Source organism: Terrisporobacter mayombei, from assembly GCF_020748465.1.
GTDB classification, from domain to species: Bacteria; Bacillota; Clostridia; order Peptostreptococcales; family Peptostreptococcaceae; genus Terrisporobacter; species Terrisporobacter mayombei.
The window spans coordinates 167304-179793 of sequence record NZ_JAHZMP010000002.1; the positions used below are offsets into that span (position 1 = coordinate 167304).

The following is a 12490-nucleotide window of genomic DNA, read 5'->3' on the forward strand; positions in this document are numbered from 1 at the left end:
GTGGATATTTTATCAATTGATATAGAAACATTTTCTAAGGTGAATTTATCAAAGTGTGGCGTTTATTCTTATAGTGATTGTGACAGTTTTGAGGTTTTGCTATTTGCTTATGCTTTTAATAATGAGCAGGTGAAAATTGTGGACTTGGCAAATGGAGAAAAGTTGCCAGAGAAAGTTATTAAGGCACTACAAGATGAAAAAATTATAAAAACTGCTTTTAATGCAGTATTTGAAAGAACTTGTCTTTCAAAATATCTAGGAGTAGAACTTTCACCAAAGTCTTGGCTTTGTACTCAAGTTCAATCAGCCATATTAGCTTTGCCACAATCATTGGAAAATGTGGGAGAAATACTAAATATAAAAAGTAAAAAAATGAAGGAAGGCAAAGATTTAATAAAATTTTTCACTATACCTTGCAAACATACTAAAAATAACAATTACAAAGAAAGAAATATGCCAATAGATTCACCAGAAAAGTGGGAAATTTTTAAAGAATATTGTATAAGAGATGTAATTTGTGAAATGGAAATTAGAGAAAGACTTAGTAAATTTCCTGTTAGTAAGAGCGAAATGGAAATTTATAAAATAGATCAGGAGATAAACGACAGAGGCATACTTGTTGATATAAATTTTGTAAACAAAGCAATAGAATGTGATTTGAAATACAAAGAAAAAATAATCTCCGAACTTTATGAATTAACAAAAATAGAAAACCCAAACTCCATATTACAAATGAAAAACTGGTTAAATGACCAGGGAGCTAAGACTAATAATTTAGACAAAAAATCGGTGAAGAAGTTAATAAAAAAGAGTGAAGGGAAAGTAAAAGAAGTCTTAAAACTTAGACAGTTAATGAGCAAAACTTCAGTGAAAAAATATGAAGCAATAGAAAGATGTATTTCCAAAGACAACAGAGTTCACGGATTGTTTCAGTCTTATGGAGCTACTCGAACAGGAAGGTGGGCAGGAAGACTTGTTCAGGTGCAAAACCTTCCACAAAATCACATAAAAGACTTAAGTTTAGCAAGAGATATTGTGAAAAGTGGAGAATATGAAAAGCTGGAACTTTTAGAAGAATCCACGCCAAATATATTGTCCCAACTTATAAGAACAGCCTTTGTACCAAGGGAGGGTTATGAGTTTGTGGTGGTGGATTTTAGTTCAATTGAGGCAAGGGTTTTGGCTTGGATTAGTAATGAACAGTGGAGGATAAAAATTTTTGAAAGTCATGGAAAAATATACGAAGCATCAGCATCAGAGATTTTTAATGTACCCATAAATGAAGTTACAAAAGGAAGCAGCCTAAGGCAAAAAGGTAAAATTGCCGAGTTAGCCCTGGGATATGGTGGATCAGTGGGAGCATTAACAATTATGGGCGCCTTGGAAATGGATTTAAAAGAAGAAGAATTATTACCACTAGTGCAAAAATGGAGAAGAGTAAATTCTAATATTACCAAGTTTTGGTGGGATGTGGGAAATGCAGCCATAAGAGTAGTAAAAGAAAAGATGCCAGTTACTGTGGGGAAAATCACTTTTTCCTATGAAAGTGGAATGCTTTTTATAAAACTTCCCAGTGGTAGAAAACTAGCTTATGCAAAGCCAAGAATGGAAAAAAACAAATTTGGCACATACTCATTAACTTATGAAGGCATAGGAGAGCAGAAAAAGTGGACAAGAATTGAAACTTATGGTCCAAAACTAGTTGAAAATATAGTACAGGGAATAAGTAGGGACATTTTAGCTTATGCCATGTTGAACATGAGAGATAGGAACTTGGATATTGTTATGCATGTTCACGATGAGGCAGTTTTGGAAGTTAAAAAGGATGAAAAAACAGTGGATGAAATATGTGACATAATGACAATAGTACCACCTTGGGCAGAAAAACTACCCCTAAGAGCAGAAGGCTACAAATGTGACTTTTATAAAAAAGAATAAAAGCAAAAATTATAAATTAAAAATAAAAATGAAATAGAAAGAAAACTTATAAAATAATTAAAAACAACCTAGGAATATAACAAAAGAATAATTGTACTTGTTATATTCCTAGTAGAAAATAATATTATGATTTTTTTGGATTATATAAGATAGTAATATTGAAATGCACTTAAATTATACAAATTGAAAAAAGTAATGAACGTGATAAAGAAAGGATAAAAAATGAAGATAGATATAAGCATAGGCAGATCTCGAAAAGATAAAATATGGAAATTTCAGGAGATGAATTTAGAAGAATTTATAAAACTAATATCATCCACAACTAGGACAAGTGAAACCATGGAAGAATACAGAAATCTGCCAAAGGAAAATCAAGACGAAATTAAAGACGTTGGGGGATTTGTACTTGGTAAATTAAAAGATAATAGACGAAAAAAGGATTGTGTAATAAGCCGAAGTGCCCTAACTCTAGATATGGACTATGCCACAGTAGGTATTATAGATGAAATAGAAATGTTTTTTCCTTTCATTTCTTATTTTTATTCTACACACAAACACACAAAAGAAAAGCCAAGACTTCGCCTAATAATCCCCCTAAGTAGAAACATAAGTCCTGAAGAATACTGTGCAGTTTCCAGAATGATATCAAAAGAAATAGGAATAGATTTATTTGACGATACAACTTACGAGCCAAGCAGACTGATGTATTGGCCATCAACTTGTATAGATGGAGAATTTATTTTCAAGGAAATAAAAGGTGATTTATTAAATCCAGATGATGTTTTAAACAAATACAAAGATTGGACAGATTCTAGACAGTGGCCCGTATCTAGCAGACAAAATATTATCATAAAACATGATGTGAAAAAACAAGCAGATCCTCTTGAAAAAGGTGGCTTAGTAGGTGCATTTTGCAGAGCTTATAGTATAGAAGATGTTGTAGAAAATTTTCTATCTAATATATATGAAAAAAGTGAAATGGAGGGCAGATATGATTATATCCCAGCCACTTCCTGTGCAGGAGTAGTTGTTTATGATGACAAATTTGCTTATTCTCACCACGCCACAGACCCAGCTTGTGACAAATTGGTCAACGCCTTTGATATGGTGAGAATTCATAAGTTTGGTTATTTGGATGAGAATGTGGAAGATAATATTGAGTGTGTAAATCTTCCTTCATATAAGGCTATGGAGGAATTTACTGTAAGTGATGAGAAAGTAAGGTTGCAATTATCAAAGGAGAGGACAGAGCTAGCATCTTTGGAGTTTGATGTTGTGGAGGATGAAGAAGAAAACAAAAATTGGCAGGAGCTTTTAGAGCTAGACAAACATGGACAAGTGAAAAGCACCTTATCAAATATAGCAACAATTATTCAATATGATCCTAATTTAAAAAATATTGTATATAACGAACTAAAATCTTCTATAGATATTATTGGAAAACTTCCATGGAAAGAATCAAAATCAGGGTGGTTTGATGGAGATTTGGCTTGTGCAAAATTGTACTTTGAAAAAATTTATGGAATTTGGTCGCCAGCAAAATTCAAAGATGCACTTTTGGCAGTGATTTTTTCAAAAAGAAATTATCATCCTATTAAAGAGTATTTTAGAAAATTAACTTGGGATGGTATAGAAAGAATAGACACACTTTTGATAGATTATTTGGGAGCAGACGACAACGAATATGTAAGAGAAGTAACAAGAAAAACTCTTTGCGCTGCAGTGGCTCGTATATATAAACCAGGTATAAAATTTGATTCAATATTAGTACTTTGTGGTCCTCAAGGAATAGGAAAATCGACATTATTCTCAATTTTAGGCAAAGAGTGGTATTCAGATTCTTTATCTATAACTGACATGAAAGACAAAACAGCGGCAGAAAAACTACAAGGTTACTGGATATTGGAGCTGGGAGAACTTGCAGGAATGAAAAAAATAGATTTGGAAACAATAAAATCTTTTATAACAAGAACAGATGATAAATTCCGTCAAGCCTATGGTACAAACGTGGAGAATCACCCAAGAATCAATATTATAGTTGGTACAACTAATGCAGAAAGTGGATTTCTTAGAGATATTACAGGAAACAGAAGATTCTGGCCAGTTCATGTAAGTGGAGAAGGAAAATATAAATCTTGGGAATTAAAAGAAGTAGATAAAATTTGGGCAGAAGCAATTGTTAAATATAAAGAAGGTGAAAAATTATTTTTAAAAGGAAAAGCAGCCATAGAGGCGAGCATAGCACAACAAGATGCAATGGAAGGAGATGATAGAGAAGGCGTTGTTATTGACTATCTTGAAAAGTTACTGTCAAGTAATTGGGATAGAATGGACTTATATCAAAGACGTAGCTTCCTTAGTAGTGATGAAATTAGTTCTGATTCAGAAGGGACTATTAAAAGAGAAAAAGTATGTACTATGGAGATTTGGTGTGAGTGTTTTTATAAGGAGCGTCAAAACTTAAGACGAATAGATTCTTATGAAATCGAAGGAATTATAAATCGTGTTGGCGGATGGGAAAAATTATCTACCAATAAGTCTGGAAAAACAAGATACCCATTATACGGTCCTCAAAAAACATTTGTCAGAAAATCATTCTAAGATGGAAAGCACTAATTAAGGGATAAAGGAACAACATATTATGTGCCTATGTATCCTAGAGGTAAATGAGAACTTAATCAAGGCAACAATTTGAAAAGTAGTAAAATACAGGTGTGCAACTAGTAGTGTTCTTACTGTTCTTATAATATATACTAGGGTAATAAATAATAATATAATATAGGAAATAGGCGCACGAACACACATATACACGTATATACGTATATATAGAAGTTTGACTATGAAGAACGGACAAAGGAACGCTATGTAGGCACACCTAATTCGGGGAGGAATAAATATGAATATTTTAATGGAAGATATACCTTACAATCTACATACTATGGCTGATATTACTGGAATGGATAATTTTTTACAGATATGCAAGATGTATGGAGGCAGCTCTATATACATACCTGTGTATAATAAGATGATTATGGGGGATAGGAATAGAATGATTGTCAGGGATTATAATGGAAAAAATCTAGACAAATTAAGAGTAAGATATGATCTGAGTAAGGAGCAGGTGAGGTATGTGCTGAGAAAAGAGGGGGTAATGTAAGAGTAGGTTCAACTTTATAAGTCAACTCAAAAGACTTAAATCTTGAAAAGGCATAGAATTTAACTCAATTCTATGCCTTTTATGAGAATGGTGTTATTTGTAAAGTGTTTTGTGAATTTACCAGTTTTCATAATGTACTATGTCTTCAAAACTTTTTCTCGGACGAGGCTTAGGCAATTCATCTGAATAACCAACAGTAATAACACTAACTACATATTTATCACAAGGTATATTAAGGATAGGTCTAATTTCTTCTTGAGTGAACCAAGCAACCCAGCAAGTACTCAATCCTAGTTTTTCAGCACAAAGAACTAAATGTTCTATAGCTATGGAGGTATCTCTTATTATTTGTTTAAGTTCTTGCTCAGGACTATTTTCATCTAATGATAAATCTATATCTTCTTTAATTCTTGAACGTATATCTGCAACACATACTATAAAAACAGGAGCAGATAGCATCCACTTTTGGTTATGAGATACCTCAGCTAACATTTGTCTAGTTATATCAGATTTAACTACAATAAAATGCCAAGGTTGAGTATTGGAACCAGATGGGGCAAGCCTTGCACTTTCAATAAGGCTAATAATTTTCTCATCTTCAACTTTTTTATTAAGATATTTTCTTATACTTCTTCTATAAACAATTTCATCAAGCATATTAATTATAATCTCCTTTGTTTATTCATACTATTTTGTATTATAATATAATTTTAAAATAATGATATAATAAGTACAAGTACGCACTTATTAGTATTATAGTATCTAAAAGGATACTGTAAAAAGTAAAAAGGAGATAAATATGAGTTTAGAACGATGTGTATTAAATCTCAAAAATAAAGAGTACGCATGTACTTTTGAGATTGCAATGGATTTAATAGGTGGAAAGTGGAAACCTATTATTATCTGGCATCTTGGAAGCAAAGGAACAAAACGATTTAGTGAATTAAAAAAGCTTATTCCTAAAATAACACAAAAAATGTTAACACAACAATTGAGAGAATTGGAAAGTGATAAATTAATTATAAGAAAAGTGTACCCTCAAGTTCCTCCAAAGGTAGAATATTCACTAGCAGAATTAGGAGAGAGTTTAATGCCAATTCTTAGAATGATGTGTAATTGGGGAGAAGTGTATTATGAAAAAATAGATAAAATATGATAGAAGATAAATGCTTGAGTAGTTTTATAAGCAATTAAAAAGACAATTAAGATCTCAAAACAAATATTATATCATATAAATAAATGTTATAATAACTAATGCCAAATAAAAGGAGAATAATAATTTATGGATGAAAAAGTTCTAGAATTTACTATTTTTTGTATTGATAGTTTGGCAGAATATTTAGGCAAAGGCACTAAAGAAGTTTATAAACTAATTAAAAATGATTCCAATATTTTAGAAGACTATATAATTCCATGTTATGAACCTTTACATAGCCAAAGTAAAAAATACATAGTAGAAGAACTTGTAGATGTACTAAAAGAAAGAGGTGTAATATAGTGGAGTTATATCATGGATCTTACTGTGAAATAAAAAATCCAAATATTTCTTATTCAAGAGATTTATTAGACTTTGGAAGCGAATTTTTTATATTTTCACAGTTAAATAAATAATTTACACTCTTTTGAATGTGCGATGGAGAAGCGTTTAACAAGTAACTGAGCTTACAGAGTTATAAATGGTAAGAAAGTTCATAGTAGTTTTAGTGATAAAAATACATAAAAACTAAGTAAATGAAAGGGGGGTACACAAAAATGTGTAGCCCTTCTAACTTTATGGTAGAAATTCAAGTCATTGCAATGCCTTGACTAGGATGCCCTAGGAGTGAAGTTCTTGACAGTTTATGTCAAGAGCTTGCTATTACTAGTAGGTGGTGGTGACCAGATTTTATTACAATATAGATGGTCATCCGATTGGATAAAAGAAATAATGGATGTGCCAAGTAAATAGGAGGTGAACGAAGTGGATAAAAAGAAAGTAATAATGGAGCAGATAAAAATTGTTATAGATAAACTAGAAATAGAGTATGCAGATGAAATTACTAGTGGCATTATACAGTTAATCTATAAAAGGTATAAAAATGCACTAGATATTCTAGAGAATAATAAGGATATAAAACAGATGAATATTATTGGTGGAGTAAGAGCTTACATGGACAGTTATAACGATTATAATAATCCAATATTAGGTGAGTTATATAAAACTGAAAAGTTAATAAAGAACTTATATGAAAGTGAATGCAAAATTAATAATAAATAGATATAAAAATATAGTATATTAAGTTTTAGTAAAATTAATATGAGTAACAATAATTAAAATCGCAGAATATTAATAATGAAGTTAACCGGATGGTAGAAAAATTAACTTAATGTTTCAAATGTGGAATCATTAAGTTAAATTTAAAATAGAATAATATATATTAAATTAAAGTCCTACACAATAGGGCTTATTTTATTGGAACAAAACCGTTTTATCGCGTCTTATGGACTTTAAAAGGTGTTTGAGGTGCGATTACGTAATTAAAAAATTAAATGTCTTAGGTTGTATAACAGTCTAAGTAAGAAATCCAAGTCATTGGAATGCCTTGACTACGATGCACGGGGGTGCAGTTCTTGACAGTTTATGTAAAGAACTTGCTATTGAAATGAATATCACCCCTCAAAATAGATACAGAATAAAAGTATCTGTTAAATCTAATTTAAGGGGTGAGTATTATTTCATTTCATTACCTGGTTTTGAAATGGAACTTAAAGCTTGGCCAGCTTCATCAACATGTATATTTACATTAGCTAAATCACCTAAAGAAAGCATACCAACAATCTTATTATTTTCAACTACTGGTAATCTTCTAATTTGATTTTGAGCCATTAAGCTAGCTGCTTCATGAGCATCTGCATCAGGACTCACGCTTACCATATTTCCACTCATTACATTCTCTACATTTTGATTAGTATTATTTCCAGCAACACTTCTTAAAACGATATCTCTATCTGTTATTACTCCAACAGGAGTTTGATTATTGTCACAAACAGGAACTATTCCAACATCTAAAGATTTCATAATATCTGCTGCATTTGCTATATTAGAACCTGTTGTTACATATGATACATCCTTTGTCATTAGATCTTTTACTTTCACAGTTAAACCCTCCTTTTTTTTCAAATCAATATTATCTTTTCCTTTTAAAGAGAACATATGCTTATAATTATTGATTTATTTTTTAAACTCTCTACTTTAAGGGGAGCACTTCAAAAAAGACACACCCTTGGACATTTAAATCATAATTAGTGTTACTTAAATTTAATATATTAATAACTAGATTATAAATTTATCCTTTAAAAATATTTTAAATCTTTAGGAATAATATTAAACTTGGTGTGATATATATGTAATATAAAGATATAAATATATCACATTAACGGAAGGGGATTTTTTTATGAAATGGGGAAACAAGTATTTAATTTTATTTGCATTATTTGGATTTTTAGGTTTTAAAGAGCTAAATGGTGATCCACTAGGACTTTTGTACTTTGGATTTTTTGGCAATTTTGCTAGCTATTGGTGGTACAAGCTAGGTGATTGTGAAGATGAACGCTTAATTTATAATAAGCGTAGAGCAGGTATGATAGCATTTTATATAGGTTTTGTACTAGCTATAGTATCAAGTGTACTAATTAGGTTATTTACAATAGATTTATTAACACTTTATAGGATGCAAGTCTTGATAATAGCACTTACTTTTGCAATATCAATGAATTTATGGGCATCCTTAACTTATAAATTTGATTTAGGGTGCTAAGAACCATGGCAAAACTTATTAGTAATTTGAAGAAATATCGTCAGTTTAATGAATTAACTCAAGAGGAGTTAGCTAAGAAGGTTAATGTTAGAAGAGAAACTATAGCGCGTTTAGAAAATGGAAAATACAATCCTTCACTTGAATTAGCTGTTAGAATTTCAAAGGAATTAAATGCTCCTATTGAAAAATTATTTATATTTGAATTTTAAGTTTAGCCTAATAAAATATTAAGTTCTCGAAATTAATATATTGAGAAATAAATTTAATTTTGATATGATTCAGATAAATAGGAATTTGAAATGTAGATTATAAATATTAGGGGGTTATAATGAATAATATTAAAAATGAGGTACTAATTGTATTGACAGAACAATGGAATGATTGGGAAGCAAGTTATGCTATTGCAGTTTTAAATTCATTTTCAGACTATAAGGTTAAAACCATTGCAGTTGACGATTTTCCTAAAATGTCAATGGGAGGTATTAATGCATCTATCGATTGTACTATAAGTAATTATCAGAATTTGAAGAACCTTGCAATGGCTATTCTTCCAGGAGGTCTTTCATGGGAAAAAAATGATTATAGGGAAATTGCAGAGTTTGTAAAAAACATAATGGAATTACATATTCCTATAGCCGCTATTTGTGGCGCAACTACTTTCCTATGTAAGCATGGATTTCTTGATAGTGTAAAGCATACAGGAGATAGTCTTGAGTTATTCCAAGAGCAAAAAGAATATAGGGGGGAAGCATTTTATATTCATGAGCAGGTAGTTGTTGACAATCAAGTTATTACTGCAAATGAAACTGCTGCTGTTCAATTTGCTTATGAAATCTTTAAAATATTAAAGATTGACAGTGATGAAGAAATTGATCAATGGTATGATAATTTTAAAAATGGTGCAATTCGCTAGGATGCAAGTAAAATCATCACGACAAATTCCAATTTGTAAGGCAGTTTTGATGAACAAATTTAATATAATGCGAAAAAATGATGATTTTAGTATTATATATATAAATAGGAATTGGAGCATGAAATCTAATAAATTCAAAAATAAAAATGTGTAAAAAAATTAAAAACTTTTAAGGGCGGAAATATGATTGGATTTATAATTTGGATATTAGGTGGAATCGCATTTATTGTATTAGGTATTTATAATTATAATTCTAAGAAAATAGTTCCATTTGGATTTGGGCAGATTCAAAAGTTACAAGTTAGGAAAGAACAATTTAATAATGGGTTGTTATATTAAATTATATATGTTATAATTAATCCACAAATCAAATAATATCGCGGAGTGGAGCAGTTGGCAGCTCGTTGGGCTCATAACCCAAAGGTCACAGGTTCGAGTCCTGTCTCCGCAACCAATTAATAATATGAATATAAAACTCTTATATCACTTGATATAAGAGTTTTTTTAAAATATAACAAAGGTATTTTTTAAATAAAAAGAGGAAATTAATATGAATGGACAAAATAGAGATAATATAAAAATAGGAAGTAAAGTATTAGTAGTTCAAAAACAAGATCAAAGAACTGGAAAATTAACAGAGGGTGTGGTATCTAAAATACTTACAAATTCTAAAACTCATCCCCATGGAATCAAGGTTATGCTTGAAAGTGGCATAGTTGGTAGAGTTCAAGAAATTTTATAAATATATTTTAAGGAGATTTTATGATAAAAAGAGAATTTGAAATAAATGATATAGCCTATCTTGCAAAAAATAGAAGGATAAAGGCACATATAGATGGAAGTGAAACTAACACAAAGAATATTTCTTTAAAAGCAGGAGATGCAGTTAAAATACTAGATTATTATGAAATAGAAAAGTATGGATATTCATATGAAGCAGAGTTAAAAAAAGATGGAACAACATATGTAATAAGAAAGCATCTAAGTCAATCAGACTTAAGACCTAAAAAAGTTTAAATTTGAGTGAATTTATAAATTTAATATATTGTTAAGAAAGAGAGTTTTAGCCTAAGACTCTCTTTTTCAGCTTTAAAAAGCAATGTATATAATTAATTTTGTGTAAGATGATAATATATTTGCAGACAAAAAACTAGCAAGACAGATATTTAAAGAAATGAATAAAGTTTTTCAAGGTGCAATAACTGTGGATTCAATCCTCCAAGATGATACCATAGAACTTGCATATGAAGCAGGATTTAGAAGTGCTTTTAATATATATAAATCTTCATGATCCCAATGATAAAGAGCTTTTAAAACAGGCATAAGACACTCTCCTTTTGGTTACTAACTAACAAAAAAGTGCCTACTTTATTTAAAAATAAACAAATTATATAATAAATCTAGAGATACTAAAATCCTTAAGAGGATAGGAATTTAATATTATCTAAAATAATAGAAGATTTAGAGGAGAATAATATTATGAAAAAAGAAATAAACCCATTAGATTATGCTAGTGAAATCATGAAAGCTGTTGAAAAAGGTGTTTTGATAACAACAAAAGTAGGAAATAAAGTTAACTCTATGACTGCTTCTTGGGGAACACTTGGAATAGAATGGGGAAAACCCATTTTCACAATTTTTATAAGAGAGAATCGTTTTACAAAACAGCAACTTGAAGAAAATCCTGAATTCACTGTAAATATACCAATTGGTGAATTTGACAGAAAAATATTGGGTATATGTGGAACTAAATCAGGGAGTACTACTGATAAAGTTGGTGAACTTAACTTATCACTTGAAGAACCTGAAAGTATTTCAGTTCCGGGGATAAAAGAGCTTCCACTAACACTTGAATGTAAGGTTATATATAAACAAAAACAAGATAAGAATGCGATTGCAGATGAAAATTTAACATTCTACCCACAAGATGTAGATGGTTCATTCCATGGAGCAAACAGAGATTTTCACACAGCCTACTATGGTGAAATTATTAACTCTTATATTATCCAATAGTCTTTTAAGATTTATAAAAAAGTGGCTGTCCCATGAACATATAAAATGTTCATGGGACAGCCACTTTAAATTTAAAGTTTACTAATTTTTTAGTGAGATAGCTTTGTGTATTTTAAACCTAAAATTTTGAATCATTATCTGTATATGAGCAACAACTTGGAATTGGCGAGTTTGTATCATATGCCTGGCAGGCATCATGGTAATAATCAAGCTTTCGGTCAATCAAACGAAGATATTTTTTTAAATTTTCTATTTGGTTTAAAATATCTTCCTTATGTTTTCCTAACATATTGTTACGGTCATGAAGAGTATTATTACCTTCATTTTGCCAATCTATGAATTGTTTTATTTCCTTAATAGGCATTCCAGTATTTTTAAGGCAGCATATAAGAGAAAGCATCTCCATATCATCTTTTGTAAAAATACGCTTGCCTGATTTATCCCTTTTAACATTAGAGAGCAATCCCTCGCGATCATAATACCTTAATGTATATGTTGTTAAATTCATTTCTTTAGCAGCTTGTGCTATGGAATAGTTCATATTTATCACCTCAAGTAGTTATTTATATATTATATAACTTACACTTAAATCTAAGTCAAGGATGATTATGAAAATTATTAAGTAAAAGATTACATTTGTTGTAGAGTTATATAAAATATTATGAATTTATA

General features: G+C 30.2%; 18 protein-coding genes and 1 tRNA gene. 15 read left to right on the forward strand and 4 right to left on the reverse strand.

What is annotated here, in order from left to right:
- From K0039_RS07050 to K0039_RS07060, 3 genes are all read left to right on the forward strand, one after another.
- Window positions 1-1938 (forward strand): DNA polymerase, encoded by a 1938-nt coding sequence (locus tag K0039_RS07050; protein ID WP_228104350.1) that lies wholly within the window; start codon window positions 1-3, stop codon window positions 1936-1938.
- A gap of 222 nt (window positions 1939-2160) precedes the next feature.
- Window positions 2161-4539: a virulence-associated E family protein gene (locus K0039_RS07055; protein ID WP_228104351.1), complete on the forward strand. Its 2379-nt coding sequence runs from the start codon at window positions 2161-2163 to the stop codon at window positions 4537-4539.
- 295 nt (window positions 4540-4834) lie between these two features.
- A complete protein-coding gene (locus tag K0039_RS07060) occupies window positions 4835-5095 on the forward strand; it encodes a Mor transcription activator family protein (protein ID WP_228104352.1) in 261 nt (86 codons plus the stop codon).
- 117 nt (window positions 5096-5212) lie between these two features.
- Here K0039_RS07060 and K0039_RS07065 read toward each other — a convergent pair whose 3' ends face one another.
- Window positions 5213-5752: a nitroreductase family protein gene (locus tag K0039_RS07065; RefSeq protein WP_228104353.1), complete on the reverse strand. Its 540-nt coding sequence runs from the start codon at window positions 5750-5752 to the stop codon at window positions 5213-5215.
- 142 nt (window positions 5753-5894) lie between these two features.
- Between K0039_RS07065 and K0039_RS07070 the strand changes: the two genes are divergently transcribed.
- The 4 genes from K0039_RS07070 (at window position 5895) to K0039_RS07085 (ending at window position 7352) form a co-directional block, all read left to right on the forward strand.
- Entirely contained in the window at window positions 5895-6251 is a 357-nt protein-coding gene (locus K0039_RS07070; RefSeq protein ID WP_228104354.1) for a winged helix-turn-helix transcriptional regulator, read from the forward strand.
- Window positions 6252-6377: 126 nt separating this feature from the next.
- Window positions 6378-6593, forward strand: a complete 216-nt coding sequence (locus tag K0039_RS07075) for a DUF3791 domain-containing protein (RefSeq protein ID WP_228104355.1) — start codon at window positions 6378-6380, stop codon at window positions 6591-6593.
- Entirely contained in the window at window positions 6593-6706 is a 114-nt protein-coding gene (locus tag K0039_RS07080) for a DUF3990 domain-containing protein (RefSeq protein ID WP_228104356.1), read from the forward strand. Before K0039_RS07075 ends, K0039_RS07080 begins: the two co-directional genes overlap by 1 nt.
- 349 nt (window positions 6707-7055) lie before the next feature.
- A complete protein-coding gene (locus K0039_RS07085; RefSeq protein WP_228104357.1) occupies window positions 7056-7352 on the forward strand; it encodes a hypothetical protein in 297 nt (98 codons plus the stop codon).
- A 453-nt stretch (window positions 7353-7805) separates the two neighbouring features.
- Here the strand turns inward: K0039_RS07085 and K0039_RS07090 are convergent, their stop codons facing one another.
- Complete coding sequence (locus tag K0039_RS07090; RefSeq protein WP_228104358.1) at window positions 7806-8231, reverse strand: CBS domain-containing protein; 426 nt, start codon at window positions 8229-8231, stop codon at window positions 7806-7808.
- Between the two features lie 298 nt (window positions 8232-8529).
- On the opposite strand from K0039_RS07090, the gene K0039_RS07095 reads away from it, so the two are divergent.
- The 7 genes from K0039_RS07095 to K0039_RS07125 all read left to right on the forward strand — a co-directional run bounded on the left by K0039_RS07095 (window position 8530) and on the right by K0039_RS07125 (window position 10822).
- Entirely contained in the window at window positions 8530-8892 is a 363-nt protein-coding gene (locus K0039_RS07095) for a DUF3796 domain-containing protein (RefSeq protein ID WP_228104359.1), read from the forward strand.
- A 5-nt stretch (window positions 8893-8897) separates the two neighbouring features.
- Window positions 8898-9101: a helix-turn-helix transcriptional regulator gene (locus K0039_RS07100; protein WP_228104360.1), complete on the forward strand. Its 204-nt coding sequence runs from the start codon at window positions 8898-8900 to the stop codon at window positions 9099-9101.
- Between the two features lie 119 nt (window positions 9102-9220).
- Window positions 9221-9805, forward strand: coding sequence for a DJ-1/PfpI family protein (locus tag K0039_RS07105; RefSeq protein WP_228104361.1), 585 nt, complete (start codon window positions 9221-9223; stop codon window positions 9803-9805).
- A 183-nt stretch (window positions 9806-9988) separates the two neighbouring features.
- Window positions 9989-10144, forward strand: coding sequence for a hypothetical protein (locus tag K0039_RS07110; protein ID WP_228104362.1), 156 nt, complete (start codon window positions 9989-9991; stop codon window positions 10142-10144).
- Window positions 10145-10183: 39 nt separating this feature from the next.
- Window positions 10184-10259: transfer RNA gene (locus tag K0039_RS07115), tRNA-Met, on the forward strand.
- Between the two features lie 96 nt (window positions 10260-10355).
- On the forward strand, window positions 10356-10547 hold the full coding sequence (locus tag K0039_RS07120; RefSeq protein WP_018589554.1) for a YwbE family protein: 192 nt from the start codon (window positions 10356-10358) through the stop codon (window positions 10545-10547).
- Window positions 10548-10567: 20 nt separating this feature from the next.
- Window positions 10568-10822 carry a hypothetical protein gene (locus K0039_RS07125; protein WP_018589555.1) on the forward strand — a complete coding sequence of 85 codons (255 nt, stop codon included), beginning with the start codon at window positions 10568-10570 and terminating at the stop codon, window positions 10820-10822.
- Window positions 10823-10993: 171 nt separating this feature from the next.
- On the opposite strand, the gene K0039_RS21960 is transcribed toward K0039_RS07125, so the two are convergent.
- Window positions 10994-11128: a hypothetical protein gene (locus K0039_RS21960; protein ID WP_265589438.1), complete on the reverse strand. Its 135-nt coding sequence runs from the start codon at window positions 11126-11128 to the stop codon at window positions 10994-10996.
- A gap of 156 nt (window positions 11129-11284) precedes the next feature.
- Between K0039_RS21960 and K0039_RS07130 the strand changes: the two genes are divergently transcribed.
- On the forward strand, window positions 11285-11818 hold the full coding sequence (locus K0039_RS07130; protein ID WP_228104363.1) for a flavin reductase family protein: 534 nt from the start codon (window positions 11285-11287) through the stop codon (window positions 11816-11818).
- Between the two features lie 118 nt (window positions 11819-11936).
- Here K0039_RS07130 and K0039_RS07135 read toward each other — a convergent pair whose 3' ends face one another.
- Window positions 11937-12359 carry a MerR family transcriptional regulator gene (locus K0039_RS07135; protein WP_228104364.1) on the reverse strand — a complete coding sequence of 141 codons (423 nt, stop codon included), beginning with the start codon at window positions 12357-12359 and terminating at the stop codon, window positions 11937-11939.
- Window positions 12360-12490: the final 131 nt, after the last annotated feature.

Bases quoted from the DNA above. Each gene is read 5' to 3' on its own strand.
- K0039_RS07055 (WP_228104351.1), top strand. From the start codon at position 2,161: ATGAAGATAGATATAAGCATAGGCAGATCTCGAAAAGATAAAATATGG.
- K0039_RS07060 (WP_228104352.1), top strand. From the start codon at position 4,835: ATGAATATTTTAATGGAAGATATACCTTACAATCTACATACTATGGCT.
- K0039_RS07065 (WP_228104353.1), bottom strand. From the start codon at position 5,752: ATGCTTGATGAAATTGTTTATAGAAGAAGTATAAGAAAATATCTTAAT.
- K0039_RS07070 (WP_228104354.1), top strand. From the start codon at position 5,895: ATGAGTTTAGAACGATGTGTATTAAATCTCAAAAATAAAGAGTACGCA.
- K0039_RS07075 (WP_228104355.1), top strand. From the start codon at position 6,378: ATGGATGAAAAAGTTCTAGAATTTACTATTTTTTGTATTGATAGTTTG.
- K0039_RS07095 (WP_228104359.1), top strand. From the start codon at position 8,530: ATGAAATGGGGAAACAAGTATTTAATTTTATTTGCATTATTTGGATTT.
- K0039_RS07100 (WP_228104360.1), top strand. From the start codon at position 8,898: ATGGCAAAACTTATTAGTAATTTGAAGAAATATCGTCAGTTTAATGAA.
- K0039_RS07105 (WP_228104361.1), top strand. From the start codon at position 9,221: ATGAATAATATTAAAAATGAGGTACTAATTGTATTGACAGAACAATGG.
- K0039_RS07110 (WP_228104362.1), top strand. From the start codon at position 9,989: ATGATTGGATTTATAATTTGGATATTAGGTGGAATCGCATTTATTGTA.
- K0039_RS07120 (WP_018589554.1), top strand. From the start codon at position 10,356: ATGAATGGACAAAATAGAGATAATATAAAAATAGGAAGTAAAGTATTA.
- K0039_RS07125 (WP_018589555.1), top strand. From the start codon at position 10,568: ATGATAAAAAGAGAATTTGAAATAAATGATATAGCCTATCTTGCAAAA.
- K0039_RS21960 (WP_265589438.1), bottom strand. From the start codon at position 11,128: ATGCCTGTTTTAAAAGCTCTTTATCATTGGGATCATGAAGATTTATAT.
- K0039_RS07130 (WP_228104363.1), top strand. From the start codon at position 11,285: ATGAAAAAAGAAATAAACCCATTAGATTATGCTAGTGAAATCATGAAA.
- K0039_RS07135 (WP_228104364.1), bottom strand. From the start codon at position 12,359: ATGAACTATTCCATAGCACAAGCTGCTAAAGAAATGAATTTAACAACA.